Origin of the sequence: Nocardioides furvisabuli, from assembly GCF_021083185.1 — a bacterium.
In the GTDB taxonomy this organism is placed as follows: Bacteria; Actinomycetota; Actinomycetes; order Propionibacteriales; family Nocardioidaceae; genus Nocardioides; species Nocardioides furvisabuli.
Genome location: NZ_JAIGQB010000012.1, coordinates 22,203 through 39,668, shown reverse-complemented (window position 1 = coordinate 39,668; position 17,466 = coordinate 22,203). Strand labels below are relative to the sequence as shown.

General features: G+C 72.4%; 19 protein-coding genes. 9 read left to right on the top strand and 10 right to left on the bottom strand.

Features of this window, described 5'->3' with window-relative positions; translation table 11 throughout:
* The first annotated feature begins 63 nt into the window (after positions 1-63).
* The 4 genes from K4G59_RS18270 to K4G59_RS18255 are packed head-to-tail and all read left to right on the top strand — an operon-like array spanning position 64 to position 5,670.
* Positions 64-2,076 (top strand): beta-galactosidase, encoded by a 2,013-nt coding sequence (locus K4G59_RS18270; protein WP_231252494.1) that lies wholly within the window; start codon positions 64-66, stop codon positions 2,074-2,076.
* Positions 2,076-2,891 (top strand): DeoR/GlpR family DNA-binding transcription regulator, encoded by an 816-nt coding sequence (locus K4G59_RS18265; protein WP_231252493.1) that lies wholly within the window; start codon positions 2,076-2,078, stop codon positions 2,889-2,891. Before K4G59_RS18270 ends, K4G59_RS18265 begins: the two co-directional genes overlap by 1 nt.
* Positions 2,888-5,014, top strand: coding sequence for an alpha-galactosidase (locus K4G59_RS18260; RefSeq protein ID WP_231252492.1), 2,127 nt, complete (start codon positions 2,888-2,890; stop codon positions 5,012-5,014). The genes K4G59_RS18265 and K4G59_RS18260 overlap by 4 nt, the downstream gene beginning before the upstream one ends.
* 35 nt (positions 5,015-5,049) lie before the next feature.
* The gene (locus K4G59_RS18255; protein ID WP_231252491.1) at positions 5,050-5,670 is read left to right on the top strand and encodes a class I SAM-dependent methyltransferase; all 621 of its coding nucleotides are present in this window, start codon (positions 5,050-5,052) and stop codon (positions 5,668-5,670) included.
* Here the strand turns inward: K4G59_RS18255 and K4G59_RS18250 are convergent.
* A complete protein-coding gene (locus K4G59_RS18250) occupies positions 5,667-5,900 on the bottom strand; it encodes a hypothetical protein (protein ID WP_231252490.1) in 234 nt (77 codons plus the stop codon). The genes K4G59_RS18255 and K4G59_RS18250 overlap by 4 nt on opposite strands.
* A 23-nt stretch (positions 5,901-5,923) precedes the next feature.
* Positions 5,924-6,823: a mycothiol conjugate amidase Mca gene (gene mca, locus K4G59_RS18245; protein ID WP_231252489.1), complete on the bottom strand. Its 900-nt coding sequence runs from the start codon at positions 6,821-6,823 to the stop codon at positions 5,924-5,926.
* 38 nt (positions 6,824-6,861) lie between these two features.
* On the opposite strand from mca, the gene K4G59_RS18240 reads away from it, so the two are divergent.
* Together K4G59_RS18240 and greA are read left to right on the top strand one after the other, a co-directional pair.
* A complete protein-coding gene (locus K4G59_RS18240) occupies positions 6,862-7,251 on the top strand; it encodes a DUF4307 domain-containing protein (RefSeq protein WP_231252488.1) in 390 nt (129 codons plus the stop codon).
* Positions 7,252-7,426: 175 nt separating this feature from the next.
* Positions 7,427-7,918, top strand: coding sequence for a transcription elongation factor GreA (greA, locus tag K4G59_RS18235; RefSeq protein WP_231252487.1), 492 nt, complete (start codon positions 7,427-7,429; stop codon positions 7,916-7,918).
* A 149-nt stretch (positions 7,919-8,067) separates the two neighbouring features.
* Here greA and ilvA read toward each other — a convergent pair whose 3' ends face one another.
* From ilvA to K4G59_RS18205, 6 genes are all read right to left on the bottom strand, one after another.
* Complete coding sequence (gene ilvA / locus K4G59_RS18230) at positions 8,068-9,276, bottom strand: threonine ammonia-lyase (RefSeq protein ID WP_231252486.1); 1,209 nt, start codon at positions 9,274-9,276, stop codon at positions 8,068-8,070.
* A complete protein-coding gene (locus K4G59_RS18225; RefSeq protein WP_231252485.1) occupies positions 9,273-10,712 on the bottom strand; it encodes an AI-2E family transporter in 1,440 nt (479 codons plus the stop codon). The genes ilvA and K4G59_RS18225 overlap by 4 nt, the downstream gene beginning before the upstream one ends.
* A gap of 5 nt (positions 10,713-10,717) precedes the next feature.
* Positions 10,718-12,130, bottom strand: a complete 1,413-nt coding sequence (locus K4G59_RS18220; RefSeq protein WP_231252484.1) for a glutamate mutase L — start codon at positions 12,128-12,130, stop codon at positions 10,718-10,720.
* Positions 12,127-12,450 (bottom strand): YidH family protein, encoded by a 324-nt coding sequence (locus tag K4G59_RS20605; protein WP_231252483.1) that lies wholly within the window; start codon positions 12,448-12,450, stop codon positions 12,127-12,129. The genes K4G59_RS18220 and K4G59_RS20605 overlap by 4 nt, the downstream gene beginning before the upstream one ends.
* A gap of 5 nt (positions 12,451-12,455) precedes the next feature.
* Positions 12,456-13,616 carry a cystathionine gamma-synthase gene (locus tag K4G59_RS18210; RefSeq protein ID WP_231252482.1) on the bottom strand — a complete coding sequence of 387 codons (1,161 nt, stop codon included), beginning with the start codon at positions 13,614-13,616 and terminating at the stop codon, positions 12,456-12,458.
* Between the two features lie 98 nt (positions 13,617-13,714).
* A complete protein-coding gene (locus K4G59_RS18205) occupies positions 13,715-14,467 on the bottom strand; it encodes a hypothetical protein (RefSeq protein ID WP_231252481.1) in 753 nt (250 codons plus the stop codon).
* Positions 14,468-14,614: 147 nt separating this feature from the next.
* On the opposite strand from K4G59_RS18205, the gene msrA reads away from it, so the two are divergent.
* Entirely contained in the window at positions 14,615-15,265 is a 651-nt protein-coding gene (gene msrA / locus K4G59_RS18200; protein WP_231252480.1) for a peptide-methionine (S)-S-oxide reductase MsrA, read from the top strand.
* Positions 15,266-15,342: 77 nt separating this feature from the next.
* The gene (locus K4G59_RS18195; protein WP_231252479.1) at positions 15,343-15,684 is read left to right on the top strand and encodes a YciI family protein; all 342 of its coding nucleotides are present in this window, start codon (positions 15,343-15,345) and stop codon (positions 15,682-15,684) included.
* A gap of 16 nt (positions 15,685-15,700) precedes the next feature.
* Here K4G59_RS18195 and K4G59_RS18190 read toward each other — a convergent pair whose 3' ends face one another.
* Entirely contained in the window at positions 15,701-16,249 is a 549-nt protein-coding gene (locus K4G59_RS18190) for a hypothetical protein (RefSeq protein ID WP_231252478.1), read from the bottom strand.
* 144 nt (positions 16,250-16,393) lie between these two features.
* Between K4G59_RS18190 and K4G59_RS18185 the strand changes: the two genes are divergently transcribed.
* Entirely contained in the window at positions 16,394-17,122 is a 729-nt protein-coding gene (locus tag K4G59_RS18185) for a CDP-alcohol phosphatidyltransferase family protein (protein WP_231252477.1), read from the top strand.
* On the opposite strand, the gene K4G59_RS18180 is transcribed toward K4G59_RS18185, so the two are convergent.
* Positions 17,123-17,407: a DUF1905 domain-containing protein gene (locus K4G59_RS18180; protein WP_231252476.1), complete on the bottom strand. Its 285-nt coding sequence runs from the start codon at positions 17,405-17,407 to the stop codon at positions 17,123-17,125.
* Between the last annotated feature and the right edge of the window lie 59 nt (positions 17,408-17,466).

Here is a 17,466-nt window from a genome sequence, read left to right as displayed (position 1 = left end):
TTCCCAACTCTTTTCCATCTCCAAGCGTTGACTTTCCCCTGTGAGGGTCGCCACAGTTGCGGCATGCCGAGCCCTCTGCCCCCTCTGGCGTACGGCGGCGACTACAACCCTGAGCAGTGGTCCCGCGACGCCCACCTGGAAGACCGCGACCTGATGCGTGAGGCCGGCGTCGACCTGGTCACCCTCGGTGTGTTCTCGTGGGCGTGGCTGCAGCCGACGCCCGACACGTGGGACTTCACGTGGCTGGACACGCAGATGGACGAGCTGCACGACGCGGGCATCCGCGTCGACCTCGCGACCGCCACCGCCTCCCCTCCGCCGTGGCTGACGCACCGCCACCCCGAGATGCTGCCGGTGACCCAGGACGGGCGCACGCTCTCCCCCGGCGGCCGCCAGGCCTTCTGCCCCAGCTCGCCGGTCTACCGCGAGCACGCCCTCGCCCTCTGCACCGCGCTCGCCGAGCGCTACCGGGACCACCCGGCGCTCGCGCTGTGGCACGTGTCGAACGAGATCGGCTGCCACAACGCTCGGTGCTACTGCGACGTCAGCGCAGCGGCGTTCCGGACCTGGCTGCGCGCCCGCTACGACGACGTGGCCCGCCTCAACGACGCGTGGGGCACGGCCTTCTGGTCGCAGCGCTACGACGACTTCGAGCAGGTGCTCCCGCCGCGGGCGGCCCCCGCGCACGCCAACCCCACCCAGCAGCTGGACTTCCTGCGCTTCTCCTCCGACCAGCTCCTCGACAACTTCGTCGTGGAGCGCGACGTGCTGCACCGCCTGTCCCCCGGCGTTCCGGTGACGACGAACTTCATGGTGATGCGCCAGACGATGGAGATGGACTACCTGCGCTGGGGCCGCGAGCTCGACGTGGTCTCCAACGACCACTACGTCATCGCTGCGGAGGGCGACGCGCACCGTGAGCTCGCCTTCAGTGCCGACCTCACCCGGGGCACCGCGGACGGCCGGCCGTGGCTGTTGATGGAGCACTCCACCAGCGCCGTCAACTGGCAGCCGCGCAACCGGGCGAAGAGGCCCGGCGAGATGATCCGCAACAGCCTCTCCCACGTCGCGCACGGGGCGGACGCAGTGCTGTTCTTCCAGTGGCGCGCCTCGCGTGCCGGGGCGGAGAAGTTCCACTCCGGGCTGCTCCCCCACGCCGGCACCGACACCCGCCAGTGGCGCGAGGTGGTCGAGCTCTCCCGCGTCCTCGACGCGGTCGAGGACGTCACCGGCAGCACGGCGCGCAACGAGGCGGCGATCCTGTTCGACTACGAGGCGTGGTGGGGCTGCGAGCTCGACTCCCACCCGAGCGTCGACGTGCGCTACCGCGATCGTGCCGAGGACCTGCACCGGGCGCTGTCGGCCCAGGGTGTGGGCGTCGACGTGGTCCACCCCAGCGCCGACCTGTCGGCGTACCGCCTCGTCGTGGTGCCCACCCTCTACCTCGTCAGCGACGGGACCGTCGCGGCGATCGAGGCGGCCGCCGAATCCGGCGCGACCGTGGTCGTGACCTACTTCAGCGGCATCGTCGACGAGCACGACCACATCCGCCTCGGCGGCTACCCGGGTGCGTTCCGCAACCTGCTGGGCGTCCGCACGACCGAGTTCCTGCCGCTGCTGGCCGGCGAGTCGGTGCGGGTCGAGGGACTCGGCGACACGGTCGGCGCCGACACCTGGACCGAGGACCTCGAGCTCGTCGGCGCCGAGGCCGTGGCGACGTACGCCGACGGTCCTGCCGCCGGCCTGCCCGCGATCACCCGCCGCGAGGCCGGCCGCGGGACCGCGTGGTACGTCGCGACCCGGCTCGACCCGGCCGGCACCGACCGCCTCGTCGAGCGGTTGGTCGCCGAGGCGGGCCTCGAGCAGCTGCCCGGGGCCGCTCCCGACGTCGAGGTGACACGACGGGTCGGCGACGACGCGAGCTGGCTCTTCGTGATCAACCACGGCGACGCCGAGGCCCGGGTGCCGGTCCACGGCCAGGAGCTGGTGACGGGGCGGTCGGTCGGGGGCGACCTCGTCGTGTCGGGCGGAGGGGTCGCAGTGGTGCGCGAGGCCGGCGTGGACCAGGGGGCCTGATGCTCGCCGCCCAGCGCCGGGGTCGGATCCTCGCCGAGCTCAGCCGCGACGGGACGGTGCGCGTCACCGACCTCGTCGAGCTGCTGGGGGTCTCCGACATGACGGTCCGGCGCGACCTCGTGGCGCTGCACCGCGACGGGCTCCTGGAGAAGGTGCACGGCGGCGCGCTGGCCGTGGCCGAGCCCTCGTCGTCCGAGCCGGGCTTCGCCGCCAAGTCGGTGCAGCGCCGGCGCGAGAAGGAGGCCATCGCCGCCGCGGCGGCCGAGCTGGTGCACACCGGGATGGCGATCGCCGTCTCCGCCGGCACCACCACCCACGCCCTCACCGAGCACATCGCCCGCATCCCCCACCTCACCGTCGTGACCAACTCGGTGTGGGTGGCGGACGTGCTGCACCGCACCGGCGAGGCCACCACGTCGGTGCTGCTGACGGGCGGCCTCCGCACGCCGTCGGACGCGCTCGTGGGGCCGGTGGCGGTGTCGTCGCTGCGCAGCCTGCACGTCGACGCCTTCTTCATGGGCGTGCACGGCATGGACGTGCGCGCCGGCTTCAGCACGCCGAACCTGCTCGAGTCGGAGACCAACCGCGCGATGATCGAGCGCTCGCGCCGCCTCATCGTCTGCGCCGACTCCAGCAAGTGGGGCGTGGTCGGGCTGAGCAGCATGGCCGCGCTGTCCGAGGCCGCGGTGCTGGTCACGGACTCCGGGCTCTCCGCGCAGGCCAGCGGAGCCCTCGCCGACCACGTCGGCGAGCTGGTCGTCGTCGACCCGGTCGACGATCACGACGACACGTTCGAGGAGGCGCACGACGCATGAGCCGCGATCCCGTCCACCTGACCCGCGGCGGCGTCAGCGTCGTCCTCGCGCGCGACGACGCCGGCATCCCCTCCGCCGTCCACTGGGGCGCCGCCCTCGGTGACCTCGACGACCGAGCCCTTGCCGCGTTGGCAGCAGCACGCCGCCCCGGCGTCTCGCGCTCGTCGTACGACGTCCCGCGCCTCACCGGCGTGGTCCCTGACGTGACACGTGGGTTCTCCGGCACGCCCGGGCTCTCGGGCCACCGGGTCGGCGGCACCGCGGGTGCCGCCGCGCCGAGCCTCGTGGACTGGGAGGTCCTGGTCGGCGACGCCGCGATCACCGCCACCGCGGACGACGACGAGGCCGGCTGGTCGGTGACGCTCCAGCTCGGCCTCGACGACGCCGGTCTGATCCACGCGCGCACCTCGGTCACCAACACCGCCGAGGGGGAGCTCCACCTCGCCTCGGCCCTGACCGCGCTGCCGGTCGCCGCGCACGCCACCGAGCTCCTCGACCTCACCGGTCGCTGGTGCAAGGAACGCACCCCCCAGCGGCACCGCTGGGTGCAGGGCACCCACCGCCGCGACGCCCGCCACGGCCGGACCGGCCACGACGCCACCTTGCTGATGGTCGCCGGGACGCCCGGCTTCACCTTCGGCTCGGGTGAGGTCTGGGCGGTGCACACCGCGTGGAGCGGCAACCACACCCACTACGCCGAGCGCACGCCCGAGGGCGACTGCCTCGTCGGTGGCGGCGAGCTGCTCGAGCCCGGTGAGGTGGTGCTGGCGCCGGGCGAGACCTACCGCTCCCCGTGGCTGCTGGGCTCCTGGTCCGGAGCCGGCCTCGACCCGATGAGCCACCGCCTGCACGCGCACCTGCGCGCGGTGACGCCGCGGGCGCGCACCGAGCGCCCGGTCATCGCCAACTCCTGGGAGGCGGTCTACTTCGACCACTCCCTCGAGCGGATCGCGGAGCTGGCCGACGCCGCGGCCGGAGTGGGTGTCGAGCGCTTCGTCCTCGACGACGGCTGGTTCCTCGGGCGCCGCGACGACACCGCTGGCCTCGGCGACTGGCAGGTCGACGCGGAGGTCTGGCCGCAGGGCCTGGCCCCGCTCGTGGAGCACGTCACCGGGCGCGGCATGGAGTTCGGCCTGTGGGTCGAGCCGGAGATGGTCAACCTCGACTCCGAGACCGCCCGGCGACACCCCGAGCGGGTGCTGCGGGGTCGCACGGAGGTGCCACCGTCGTGGCGCCAGCAGCAGGTGCTCGACCTCCAGGACGAGGCGGCGTACGACGACCTGCGCGACGCGCTGCTGGCACTCCTCGACGACCTCGACATCGCCTACCTCAAGTGGGACCACAACCGCGACCTCACCGATGTCACCCACGACCGCCGCCCGGCGGTGCACGGGCAGACGCTCGCCGCCTACGGGCTCCTCGACGAGCTGCGCGAAGCCCACCCGGAGCTGGAGATCGAGTCGTGCTCGTCGGGCGGTGGTCGCGTGGACGCCGAGGTGCTGACCCGCACCGACCGGATCTGGCCCAGCGACACCATCGACCCGCTCGAGCGCCAGCACCTCCAGCGCTGGACCTCCCTGCTGGTGCCGCCGGAGCTGATGGGCTCGCACGTGGGCGGACCGACCTCGCACACCACCGGGCGCACCCACGCGCTGCGCTACCGCGCGGCGACGGCGCTGCTCCACTCCTTCGGCATCGAGTGGGACATGTCCCGCCTCGACGAGGCGACGCTCGCCGAGCTGGCCGCGTGGATCGACCTGCACAAGCAGGTCCGCCCGCTCATCGGCACCGGCACCCTGGTGCACCCTGACCACCCGGACCCCGCTGTGCTGGTGACGGGCGTGGTGGCCGCGGACCGCTCGGAGGCGTGGTACGTCGTCGCGACCGTCGCCGCGACCGAGACCCAGCACCCGGCGCCGCTGCTGCTCACCGGGCTCGACCCCGACCGCACCTACCGGCTCTCCGAGGAGCTGCCGCCCGCTCCGGGTGGCGCGGACCTCAGCGGGACCTGGTCGGCGCGCGGTGCGGAGCTCGGCGGGCGCGTGCTGGCCACCGTCGGCGTCGCCCTCCCCGTCCTCGACCCCGAGGAGGCGCGGGTGCTGCGACTGGTGGCCGTTGCCTGAGCACAGGTCCCGCGGACCGGCCTAGGCTGTCGGACATGGACGCCGACGCCTGGGACCAGCGCTACTCCGCCAGCGAGCTGGTCTGGTCGCGCGAGCCCAACCAGTTCGTCGCCACCGAGCTCGCCGACCTGCCGCCGGGCACGGCGGTGGACCTCGCCGCCGGCGAGGGGCGCAACGCGCTCTGGCTCGCCTCACGCGGGTGGTCGGCGACCGCCGTCGACTTCTCGCAGGTGGCGCTCGACAAGGGGGCCCGGCTCGCGGGCGACCTCGACGTCACGTGGGTCCGCGCCGACGCCACGACGTGGCAGCCTCCCGCACTCGTGGACCTCGTCGTGATGGCCTACTTCCAGGTCCCGGCCGCCGACCGCCGCCGGGCGGTGCGCGGCGCCGCGACGATGCTGGCGCCGGGCGGCACCCTGCTGCTGGTGGCGCACGACTCGACCAACCTCGCCGAGGGAACCGGCGGGCCGCAGGACCCGGCGGTGCTGATGAGCGCCGAGGACGTGCTGGCCGACCTCGAGGGGATCGAGGTCGAGGTGGTGCGCGCGGAGCGGGTGGCGCGGGAGGTCGACGCGGCGGACGAGCACGGCGGCACCGAGCGGCGTACGGCCTGGGATGTCCTGGTGCGGGTGGTCCGGGCTCCCGAGCAGGCCTAGCGGTCCTCGGAGTCGGTCGGCGCCGCGGACCGGTCGACCGGCTCGTCGCCGAACATCCCGGCGTCCTTGTTCGCCTGGGCCCTGCGCAGCTGCCGGACGAGGAAGAAGCCGATCGCCACCACGGCGAGGATCATGAAGATCCAGATCGCGAAGGCCAGCGGCCCCGCCTTGACCTCGGTGGGCTCGGGCGTGGGGTCGTCCACCAGCAGGATGAGCATCAGGTCGAGCATGGCTCCAGTCTCCCACCAACCGTCTAGGGAGCGGGGGTCGGGATGCCGGCGAAGAGGTCGTCCTCCGGCAGGGTGCTCTCGACCTGGGAGTGCACCAGCTCGTAGTCCTCGGTGGGCCAGACCTTCTGCTGGATCTCGCGCGGGATCGCGAACCACATGCCGTCGGGGTCGATCTGGGTGGCGTGGGCCAGCAGCGCCTGGTCACGGACGCCGAAGAAGTCACCGCACGGCACCCGGGTGGTGATGCGGTCGTCCCACTCGGGCTCGCGCTCCCAGGTGGCCAGGCGCTCGGTGTAGGGCGACTCGAGGTCGTGGGCGAGCATCGCCTCGTGCAGGGCGTTGGTCTTCGCCCAGCTCCAGCCGTGGTGGTAGTACAGCTTCAGCGGCTGCCACGGCTCCCCCGCGTCGGGGAACCGCTCCGGGTCCCCGGCCGCGTGGTAGGCGGCGACGGAGACCTCGTGGCAGCGGACGTGGTCGGGGTGCGGGTAGCCGCCGCGCTCGTCGTACGTCGTCAGCACGTGGGGGCGGAAGTCCCGGATCAACCGCACCAGGCGCTCGGTCGCCTCCTCGAGCGGGACGAGCGCGAAGCATCCCTCCGGCAGCGGGGGCTTGGGGTCGCCCTCGGGCCAGCCGGAGTCGACGAAGCCGAGCCAGTCCTGGCGGATGCCGAGGATGTCGCGGGCCCGGTGCATCTCCTCGCGCCGGATCTCGGTGATGTTCTCCCACACCTCGGGCCGGTCCATCTTGGCGTTGAGCACCGAACCGCGCTCGCCGCCGGTGCAGGTGGCGACGTGGACGTCGACCCCCTCGGCGACGTACTTCGCCGTCGACGCGGCGCCCTTGCTCGACTCGTCGTCGGGGTGGGCGTGGACGTGCATCAGCCGGAGCCCGGTGCGGGGCTTTGCGGCAGGGGGCTGGGCCATGGGCGTGAGTCTAGGAGGCGCCGCTTAGGCTTGGACGCGTGACCACCGACCTCGCCGACCGCTACGGCGCTCCCGCCCCGTGGCGGCGACCGGTGACCATCACCCTCGCGGTGGCCCTCGCCGTGGTCGGGCTCGGCTGGCTCGGCTGGACGGCCTGGTTCCACAGCACCCCGGCGGTGACGTCCGACCTGGTGACCTTCGAGGTCACCAGCGACTACGAGGTGGCCGCCCGCCTCGACGTGCGGCTCGACGACGGCGTCGACGCCAGCTGCCGGCTGCGCGCCCTGGCGGAGGACAAGACGGCCGTCGGCGAGCTCGAGTTCTCGCCCGCCGCAGGCGTCAACGAGGTGGTCATCCGCACCGAGCGGCGGGCCACGAGCGTGGAGAAGCTCGGCTGCACGGCGCCCGACCAGCCGCGCCCGCGCTGACGTCGGCCTGCGCTTTCGCGCCCGACTTGCTAACCTGATCGTTCTGCCCGTCCGGGTGCGCTGGCCGATGTCCGTCGCCGCGCCGACTCCGATCGGACGGATGACACCAACCGACCCGGTGCGGGGCCGCTGAGGCGCACCCGCACGTGGTCCGACGCGAAGCAGGAGCAACGACATGACCGACCAGGGCACCATCTGGCTGACCCAGGAGGCCTACGACAAGCTGCAGGCCGAGCTCGACGACCTCAAGGGCCCCAAGCGCCAGGAGATCATCGAGAAGATCTCCGCCGCGCGCGACGAGGGCGACCTGAAGGAGAACAGCGGCTACCATGCCGCCAAGGACGACCAGGGCAAGCAGGAGGCCCGGATCCGCCAGCTCGAGGACATGCTGCGGCGTGCCGAGGTCGGCGAGACTCCTCCCGACGACGGTGTCGTCGAGCCCGGCATGGTCGTCACCGTCGACTTCGGCGGCGGCGACACCGAGAAGTTCCTCCTCGGCGCCCGCGAGAACCTCTCCGAGGGCGACACCCTCGACGTCTACTCGCCCGAGTCGGCGATGGGCGCCGCGATCAACGGCAAGTCCAAGGGCGACAAGGTCTCCTACACCGCGCCCACCGGCAAGGAGCTGAGCGTGACGATCGTCGACGCGGAGCCCTACAAGGCCTGAGCGTCGGCTGACGCCGCCTCCGTCGGAGCGGTGAGTGAGACAGGTTCTGGGACCACAGAACCTGCACCACTCACCGCTCCTCGGCATTTCGGCGTAGGAGCGGTGGGTGAGGCAGGTTTCGACACCGCAGAACGTGCGGCACCCACCGCTCAGTCGGCGAGGCGGTAGCCCCGCTCGCGCAACCGGGACCTCAGGTGCTCGGCGTGCGCCTCTCCCCGGGTCTCGAGCTGGATCCGGACCTCGACCTCGTTGAGGGTCAGCGACGGGGAGATGCGCTCGTGGGCGACCTCGAGCACGTTGGCGCCCTCGGCGCCGACCTCGGCCAGCAGCGAGGCGAGCCCGCCGGGGAGGTCGGGGATGCAGACGCGGAGGTAGAGGTAGCGCCCGGCGGCGGCGAGGCCGTGCTGGATCACCTTGCTGAGCAGCAGCGGGTCGATGTTGCCGCCCGACAGCACCGCGACAGCCGGCGTCTCGAAGCCGGTCGGGTTGTCCAGCAGCGCTGCGACGGCGGCCGCGCCGGCGGGCTCGACCACCTGCTTGGCGCGCTCGATGAGGGCGAGGAGTGCGCGTGAGAGCGACTCCTCGGACACGGTGACGACCTCGTCGACGTGGTCGCGCACGGCGGCGAAGGTGATGTCACCCGGGCGACCGACCGCGATCCCGTCGGCCATCGTCTGCATCGACTCCAGCGCCACCGGCTCCCCCGCGGCCAGCGAGCCCGGGTAGGCGGCGGCACCCTCGGCCTGCACCCCCACCACGCGTACGTCGGGGCGCAGCGCCTTGATCGCGATCGCGACGCCGGCCAGCAGCCCGCCGCCGCCCGTCGGCACCAGCACGGTGCGTACGTCGGGGGCCTGCTCGAGCACCTCGAGGCCGAGCGTGCCCTGGCCGGCGACGATGTCGACGTGGTCGAAGGGGTGGATGAGCACCGCCCCGGTCTCCTCGGCGAAGGCGCGCGCCGCGACGAGCGAGTCCTCGAGGTAACGGCCGTGGAAGACGACGTCGGCGCCGTAGCCGCGGGTCGCCTTCTCCTTGGGGATCGGCGCGCCCTCGGGCATGAAGACCGTCGAGGCGATCCCGAGCGTGGTCGCGGCGAGGGCGACGCCCTGCGCGTGGTTGCCGGCCGAGGCCGCCACCACGCCGTGCGCGCGCTCGTCGGCGGGGAGGCCGGCGATGCGGACGTAGGCACCGCGCGACTTGAAGGACCCGGTGCGCTGGAGGTTCTCGCACTTCAGCGACACCGGGCCGCCGACGAGCGCGGAGAGCCAGCGCGACTCCTCCATCGGCGTGGTCACGGTGACGCCCTCGAGGAGCTCACGCGCAGCCACGATGTCGGCCAGGGTCACCTGCTCGGTCATGACGGGTCCTTGTGCGAGGGGAGGTCGGGGTCTGGCTGGAGGTCTGGCTGGAGGTCGGGCTGGAGGTCGGGCTGGAGGTCGGGGTGGTTGTCGCGCTGGGCGGACTCCCCGACCGGGCTGTCGTTGTCGGGCACCGCGTCGGGTGGGATCCCGTCGGTGGCGAGGTCGTCGAGGAGCGCCTCGTCGGCGTCGTCGCCGACGCCGGTGTAGGTCGCGAGGTGCTGCGCGACGGCGTTGGCGGCCGCGGCGAGGGGTACGGCGATGAGCGCGCCCGCGATGCCGGCCACCAGCACGCCGCAGCCGATCGCCACGATCACGCCCAGCGGGTGGAGCGAGACGAAGCGGCCCATCAGGAAGGGCTGGAGGATGTGGCCCTCGATCTGCTGGACGACGATGACGCCGATCAGCATGAAGAGCGCGGTCAGCGGGCCCTGGTCGACGAGCGCGACGAGGATCGCGACGCTGCCGGCGATGGTCGCACCGATCATCGGGACGAAGGCGCCGAGGAAGACCAGCACGCCGATGGCGACCACGAAGGGCACGTCGAGGAACCAGGCGACGGCCATGATGCCGATCGCGTCGGCCATCGCCACCAGCACCGTCGCGCGGACGAACTGCGTGAGCGAGACCCACGCCACCCGGCCCGAGGCGTCGACGCGCTCGCGGGCGGCGCGGGGCGCCAGCCGCACGATCCACGACCAGATGCGGTCGCCGTCGGCGAGGAAGAAGTAGGTGGAGAAGAGCACGATGAAGAAGCCGGCCACCACGTGCCCCACGGCGGTGCCCACCTCGGTGACGCGGGTGACAACGCCGTCGGTGCCGGTGCTGTCGGTGACGGCGCCCTGGATCTCCTCGATGTAGCCGTCGAGCTGGGACTCCGAGACCGCGAGCGGTCCGTTGCGCAGCCAGTCGCGCACCTGGTCGAGGCCGGTGACGACCGAGTCTGCGAGGTCGCTGGCCCCCTGGGCGACCTGCTGGCCGACGAAGGTGAGCAGGAGCGCGACGGTGCCGATGCCCAGGACCATCACGATCCCGGTCGAGGGCCCGCGCGGCAGCCCGATGCGGCGCAGCGCGTCGACCACCGGCACCGCGAGGGCGGCGATGAGCAGCGAGATCGCGATCGGCAGGGTGATGACGGCGAAGTAGCGCATCGTCCACAGCAGGCCGAGGCCGGCGACGACGATCACGATGAGGCGCCACGACCAGGCGGCGGCGAGGTCGAGGCCCCACGGCACCTGGGCGCGGCTGAAGTTGGACGGGCCGGTCGTGAAGGCCGGCTCGCTGCGGCGCTCGGCGCGGGCCTGGACCCACTGCGCGACGATCCGCTCGGTCAGGCCGTCCTCGACGTCACCGCGACCCAGGGCGGCGAAGAGCCGACGGCGCCGCGACTCCTCGCTCTCCACGGTCCCGTCGCGTCCGGACGGCTGGTCGCTCACGCCGCTCACGGTAGGCGATACCCGCCCGGCGCGAGGCGGCGCACCAGCCGGTGCGCCGCGAGGGGGTGCTGCTCGGCCAGCAGCCCGGCGGCGGCGAGCACGTAGTCGCGGTCGACGACCACCTCCGGGTCGCGCGGGAGCTGCCAGCCTCCCTCGAAGGCGTCACCGGTCGCGGGGAGCAGCACCCGGCGTACGGCGTCGGGGCCGCCGTGGCGCAGCACGCCACCGGAACCGACCAGCAGGTCGACCTCGCGCAGGTCCTTGCCGCTGCGCTCGACGACGCGCCCCTCGGGGCTGACGACGACCTTGCTGCGTCCGGCGTGGCGCTCCAGCGCGATCCGCACCGCGGCAGCGGCGATCTCGAGGTCGGCGTCGCGCTCGTGGGCGTCGTCGGGGAGGAAGTCGGGCTGCTCGCGGCGGCGTACGGCGGCGGCGTGGAGGTCGTCACGACCGGCGGCCTCGACCGTCGTGATCGCCGACCAGCGCATCCCGAGGTCGCCCTCGACGGTGCGGGTCACGGGCGTCGTGGCGACGACCTCGCGGGCGAGACCACTGTCCTCGGGGTCGAGCTCCACGACGCTGTGCACGTCGGTCGTGGCGCCTCCGACGTCGACGACGACGACGTCGCCCGCACCGGGGTGCTCGTCATCGAGCCCGTGTGCGAGCAGCTCGACGCCGGTGAGCACGACGTCGGGGGTGGCGCCGCGGACCAGGTCGGTGAAGGCACGGCCTCGAGCGTCGGTGCGGCTGCTGAGGTGCTTGCCGCCGATGACGTGGCTGAGGAAGATCTCACGGATCGCACGCCGGGCGCTGTCGGGGGCGAGCACGCCGATGCGCGGGACGACGTTGTCGGCCAGGACGTACGGCGTCTGCGACTCCGCGAGCAGCTCGGCGACCAACTCTCGGGAGTCGACGTTGCCGGCCACCACCACGGGGCCCGCCCACGGGGCCGCGGACAGGACGGCCGCATCGCCCTCGAGCACCTCGGCGTTGCCGCCGTCGGTGCCGCCGACGAGCAGGACGACGTCGGGCTCGGCCCGGCGGAGCGCGACGAGCTTGTCGGGGTCGAGGCCCCCGTGGAGCACCAGCACCACCTTGCCACCGCTGGACAGCGCCACGCGGCGCCCGGCCTCGGCGGTGACGAGCTCCTCGTTGCCGACGACCGCGACGCGCAGCCCGCCACCGGCGCTGGAGCAGGCCAGCACGTCGGACTCGGGGGCGCGGGAGTCCTGCTCGGCGAGTGCGCTCATGCAGGCGTCGTACCCGTCGAGGACGTCGCCATCCCCCGCCGCGTCCGGGAGGGTGGTCGGGTGGCTGGCCGACGCGAGCAGGTCGCCGGTCACCAGGTCGACCAGGGCGGCCTTGGTGAAGGTCGAGCCGAAGTCGACGCAGACCACGGCCGTCGCTGCGGTGCTCACACCACCACCGAGATGCCGGCGGCCACGACGACGACCAGGACGGCGAGGGCCATGAGGTGGACCGTGGTGCCGGCGGGCAGGTCGTGGCCGGCACGGATCGCGCGGTCCGCCTGCCGGAAGCGCAGCCAGCCCCCTGCAGCCGCCACAGCCGCGGAGGTGAGGAGCAGCAGGCCCAGCATGCGCTGGGACCACGACGGCTCGAGCAGGTGGAAGACCGCCAGCGAGGCGGCGACCAGGCCCACGGCGGTGCGCTCGTAGGCCAGGAAGGTCCGCTCGTTGGCGAGCGAGAAGCGGATGTCGGGCTCGGCGGGAGCGGCCACCGCGCTCAGCCCAGCGACCGGTCGAGGTCGGCGACGAGGTCCTCGATGCTCTCGATGCCGACGCTGAGCCGGATCAGGTCGGCCGGGACCTCGAGGTCCGTGCCCGCCACACTGGCGTGGGTCATCCGTCCCGGGTGCTCGATGAGCGACTCCACACCGCCGAGCGACTCGCCGAGGGTGAAGACCTCCGCACGCTCGCAGACCGCGAGGGCCTGCTGCTCGCCGCCGGCGACGCGGAACGAGATCATCCCGCCGAAGCGCTTCATCTGGCGCGCCGCGACGTCGTGGCCCGGGTGGGCCGCGAGACCGGGGTAGATGACCTCGGTGACCCGGGGGTCGCCGACGAGGAACTCCACGACCCGCTCCGCGTTGTCGCAGTGGCGGTCCATGCGTACGCCGAGCGTCTTGAGGCCCCGGTGGGTGAGGAAGGCGTCGAAGGGTCCGGCCACGGCGCCCATGGCGTTCTGGTGGAAGCCGATCTTCTCGGCGAGGTCGAGGTCACGGACCACGACCGCGCCGCCCACCACGTCGCTGTGCCCGCCGACGTACTTGGTGGTGGAGTGGACCACGACGTCGGCGCCGAGCGTCAGCGGCTGCTGGAGGTAGGGCGAGGCGAAGGTGTTGTCGACGACCAGCAGCGCACCGGCGTCGTGAGCGAGGATCGCCAGCGCCTCGATGTCGCCGATGGTGAGCATCGGGTTGGTGGGCGTCTCGACCCACACCAGCTTCGTGCGGCCCGGCTCGATCGCAGCGGCCACGGCGTCGGTGTCCGCGACCGGCGCGGGGGTGTAGGCGGTGCCCCAGAGCCTGGCGACCTTGTCGAAGAGACGGAACGTCCCGCCGTAGGCGTCGTCCGGGATGACGACGTGGTCGCCGGGGGCGGTCAACGCCCGGATGATGGCGTCCTCGGCGGCGAGACCGGAGGCGAAGGCGAACCCCTTCTCGCCGTCCTCGACGGCCGCCAGCGCCCCCTCGAGCGCCGTACGCGTGGGGTTGGCCGAGCGGCTGTACTCGTAGCCGCCGCGCAGGCCGCCGACACCGTCCTGCTTGTAGGTGCTGCTGGCGTAGATGGGCGGGTTGACCGCCCCGGTCATCGCGTCGGGCTCGTAGCCGGCGTGGATCGCACGCGTCTCGAACCCGGCCTTGTTGGCATGTTCCTGGCTCACACCGCGAGCGTAGACCCCGCGGCGCCCGCTGCGGACAGCGGAACGGCCACCGTGCCCCCCGGCGCGGCGGCCGTTCCTCCTGGAGACCGAGACGTCTGTCAGCGGACGACCCCGCCGGCGCCGCTGTCGACCGTGCCGTTCTTGGCGCCGGGAGCCGCGGGCGCGAAGACGGGGTTGGTCACGGGGCCGGAGGGGCGAGCCGCCCAGCTGCCGAGACCTTCTCCTCGCGCTCCGCCCGGCGCGAACGCAAACATGCTGAAACCGAAGACGTCGGATCCACTGCTCAGGTTGTGCCGCACGATGCTGACGGCACCGAGGGACGACGAGGCCTCGAACACGCAGAGGTTCCCCGGGGCAGCGTTCGGCGCTGCGGCGGTGCCTGAGCAGCCCGCGGGCAGAGCGGCGCCGGCCGGGATGAAGTGCACCGTCGGCTGCGAGGGGAACGTCGCGCCGTACGAGATCCCCGTGCTGGCGACAGTTCCGGCGGCCGCTGACATGAAGTAGTTCCCGCGGTAGAGCGGCTGGGCCGGCGCGTACTTCGCGTCGGTCTCGGCCTTGGTGTACGACGACCCGGCGCCCGCGTACTTCGCGTCGCTCTCGGCCTTGGTGTAGCCCGAGCCGGCGGTCTCGTAGGACCCCTTCGGCTGGAACCTCGCCTTGGTCTGCTTCTTGGTGTAGAAGCTCTTCTGCGCGAGCGGCTTGAGGTTCTTCTTCCAGATCTTCTTCCAGTTGGTGCCCACGGCCTGGCTGACCTCGGCCCCGGCGGGTGTGACGGCCATCAGGCCACCACCCACCAGCACCCCCAGGAGGACAGCGACCAGGAGCTTCCGAACAGATCGACGTGACGACATGATGCGTTTCCCTTCGACGACTTGGTCCTGAGATCTCCACCGTCCTCCCAGGCATCCGCGTCCGCATCCGTGACAGCGCGAGGACTAGTCCAGGTAGTTCTACCGATGGGTGGTCCGACCGCTTGTGCGACCGGGGACAATCGAGACATGTTCGGATTCGGCAAGCCCACCTCCCTGCCCACCCCCGACCAGGCGCTCCCCGGCCGCTCGGAGTCGATGTGGAGCCTGGGCGACCACGTGGTCCTCGACGCGCCGGTGATCACCCCCGACGCACCCGCCGGATTCGAGGTCGCGATCCTCGGCCTCGGCTGCTTCTGGGGCGCGGAGGAGATCTACTGGCAGGTCCCCGGCGTGTGGTCCACGTCGGTCGGCTACGCCGGCGGCAGCACGCCGAACCCGACCTACGAGGAGGTGTGCAGCGGACGCACCGGCCACACCGAGGCGATCCGCGTGGTCTTCGACCCGACCGTCGTGTCCTACGCCGACCTGATCAAGAAGTTCTTCGAGATCCACGACCCGACCCAGGGCATGCGTCAGGGCAACGACGTCGGCACGCAGTACCGCTCGGCGATCTACTGGACGACGCCCGAGCAGGAGCAGACCGCCCGCGAGCTGACCAAGGTGTACGGCGAGGAGCTCGCGCGCCGCGGCCTCGGCGAGATCACCACCGAGATCCGCCCGTCGAGCCAGACGCCGTACTACTACGCCGAGGACGCCCACCAGCAGTACCTGGCCAAGAACCCCTTCGGCTACCGCTGCCACGCCAACACGGGAGTGAAGTTCCCCGAGACCGCCTGACGGGCTGTCGATCCCGGCGCTCCTCGTCCGTCACAGTGGTGACAGGCCGCACGGGCGGCCCCGACGGAGGAGCTCCCATGACCCGATACGCCATCTACTTCCACCAGCAGTGGGTCGGGGACCACGACGAGGAGTGGTTCCGCAGCCGGGTCGAGCCGTCCACGGCCGTCGTCCGCGAGATGGAGCAGGCAGGTGTCCTCGTCTTCGCCGGAGGGCTCGTGGAGGACATGGACCAGGCGTTCAGCGCCGACGGGACCAGCGGGTCCATGGTCGTCAGCGACGGGCCCTACACCGAGACGACCGAGCAGCTCGGCGGCATCACGGTCATCGAGGTCGCGACGATCGAGGAGGCCCGTGAGTGGGCGGCCAAGGTCGCCGAGGGGTGCGGCTGGCCGCAGGAGGTCCGGGTCGTCGTGTGACGACCCGGACCACGGCTCACTGCGCGACCCACTCGGTGAAGCTGCGCGGCTCGCCGAGCCAGTCGCGCCGCGTGCTGCTGCCGTCGGGGCGCGATCCGGCGACCTTCACCGCGACGCGGACCTCGTCGGGCGATCCGAGGGCCGCACGGGAGATCCGCATCCGCACCTGCTCGCGGTCGTAGTCGATCCGCATCGCGTACGCCCCCTCGACGGGCGCGCCCCACGAGGCGTTGGAGAAGCCGTCGACCTCGACCAGCTGGTAGTCGGTGCCGACGAAGTAGCCGCCGGCGAAGACGTACTCGGGGCCCGGGTCAGCGGGGTCGGTGTCGAGGTAGACCGCGCCGGACGAGCCGGACCGGAAGGACTCGCGCAGGTCGGTGTGGGTCGTCGTGACGACGATGTTGCGGGCCTTGTGCTCGACCTGGACCGACCGGAGGTCGGCGCCGTGGGCGAGGTCCTTCGGGTCCTTGACGCCGATGCTGTCGGCGTTGGCCGGGGCGAGCTGGGTCAGGGCGAGGGTGGCTGCGAGCGCCAGGGTGGCGGAGCCGAGGATGGTGGTGCGCATGGTGCTGTTTCCGTTCTCACAGGTGCCCCCGCGAGCCGGGGTGCACAGTGAGGACGCGGCCACGCCGCCGGAGGTTGCCTCCGATCGCATCCGCGCCTGACATGATCCGGTTGCGCAGCAGGACCCGTCCGACCGAGGAGTCGCGTGCCCGCCCCATCGCCGTACCGTCACACCGTCGCCGCCTGGCTGGTCCACGCCTACACGGCCTCCGGGGTCGTCCTGGCCTTCCTGATGTTCGTCGCCGTCATGGAGGGGGACACCGTCCGGGCGCTCTGGCTGTTCCTCGTCGCGATGGTCGTCGACGGCACCGACGGGATGCTCGCGCGCTGGGTGCAGGTCAAGCGCTACGCCCCGTCGTTCGACGGCGCGCTCCTGGACAACATCGTCGACTACATCACCTACGCCTTCATGCCGATGCTCCTGCTGTGGAGCGCCGGCTACCTCGGCGACGGGACCCGGGCGACCGTGCTCGCAGCGATCCCGCTGCTCGCCTCGGCCTACCAGTTCTGCCGGGTCGACGCGAAGACCGAGGACCACCTGTTCCTCGGCTTCCCCAGCTACTGGAACATCGCCGCGTTCTACGTCGTGGTGCTCGACCTCCGGCCCGCCACCGTCGCCGTCGTGCTGCTGGTGTGCGCGGTGCTCGTCTTCGTGCCCGTCGGTTACGTCTACCCCTCGCGCACCACGATGCTGCAGAGGACGACGCTCGCCCTGACCTGCCTGTGGCTGGCGAGCTACGCCGTGCTCCTGGTCCAGCTCCCCGACCCCAGTCCGGTGTGGCTGGCGATCTCGGTGGCCTACGTCGTCTACTACGTCGCGCTCAGCCTCCACCTGACGACCCGTCGCAGCCGCACTGTCCCCGCAGGCACCTGACTACGCGCCGACCCAGACGCGTACGTCGACCACGTCGCCGAGGTCGACACCCTCGGCCCGGCGTACGGCGTCCTTCACGGGGAGGAACCACGTCTCCTCTCGGGGAAACATCGACGTGGTGAACGCGGTGTCCCCGATGCGGGCGCGCACCGGCACCACGCCCCAGTAGACGACATCGGCCTTCACCTCGTCGACGAGGTCGGCCGCGTCCAGCGGCAGGCGTACGAAGTGGAAGGGCGCGGGTCCGCGCCACTCGACCACCTCGCCGCTGAACACGATCTCCATGCCTCACCCCACCACATGCAGAAGGCGGGCGGGAGTCCGAGAACTCCCGCCCGCCGGTC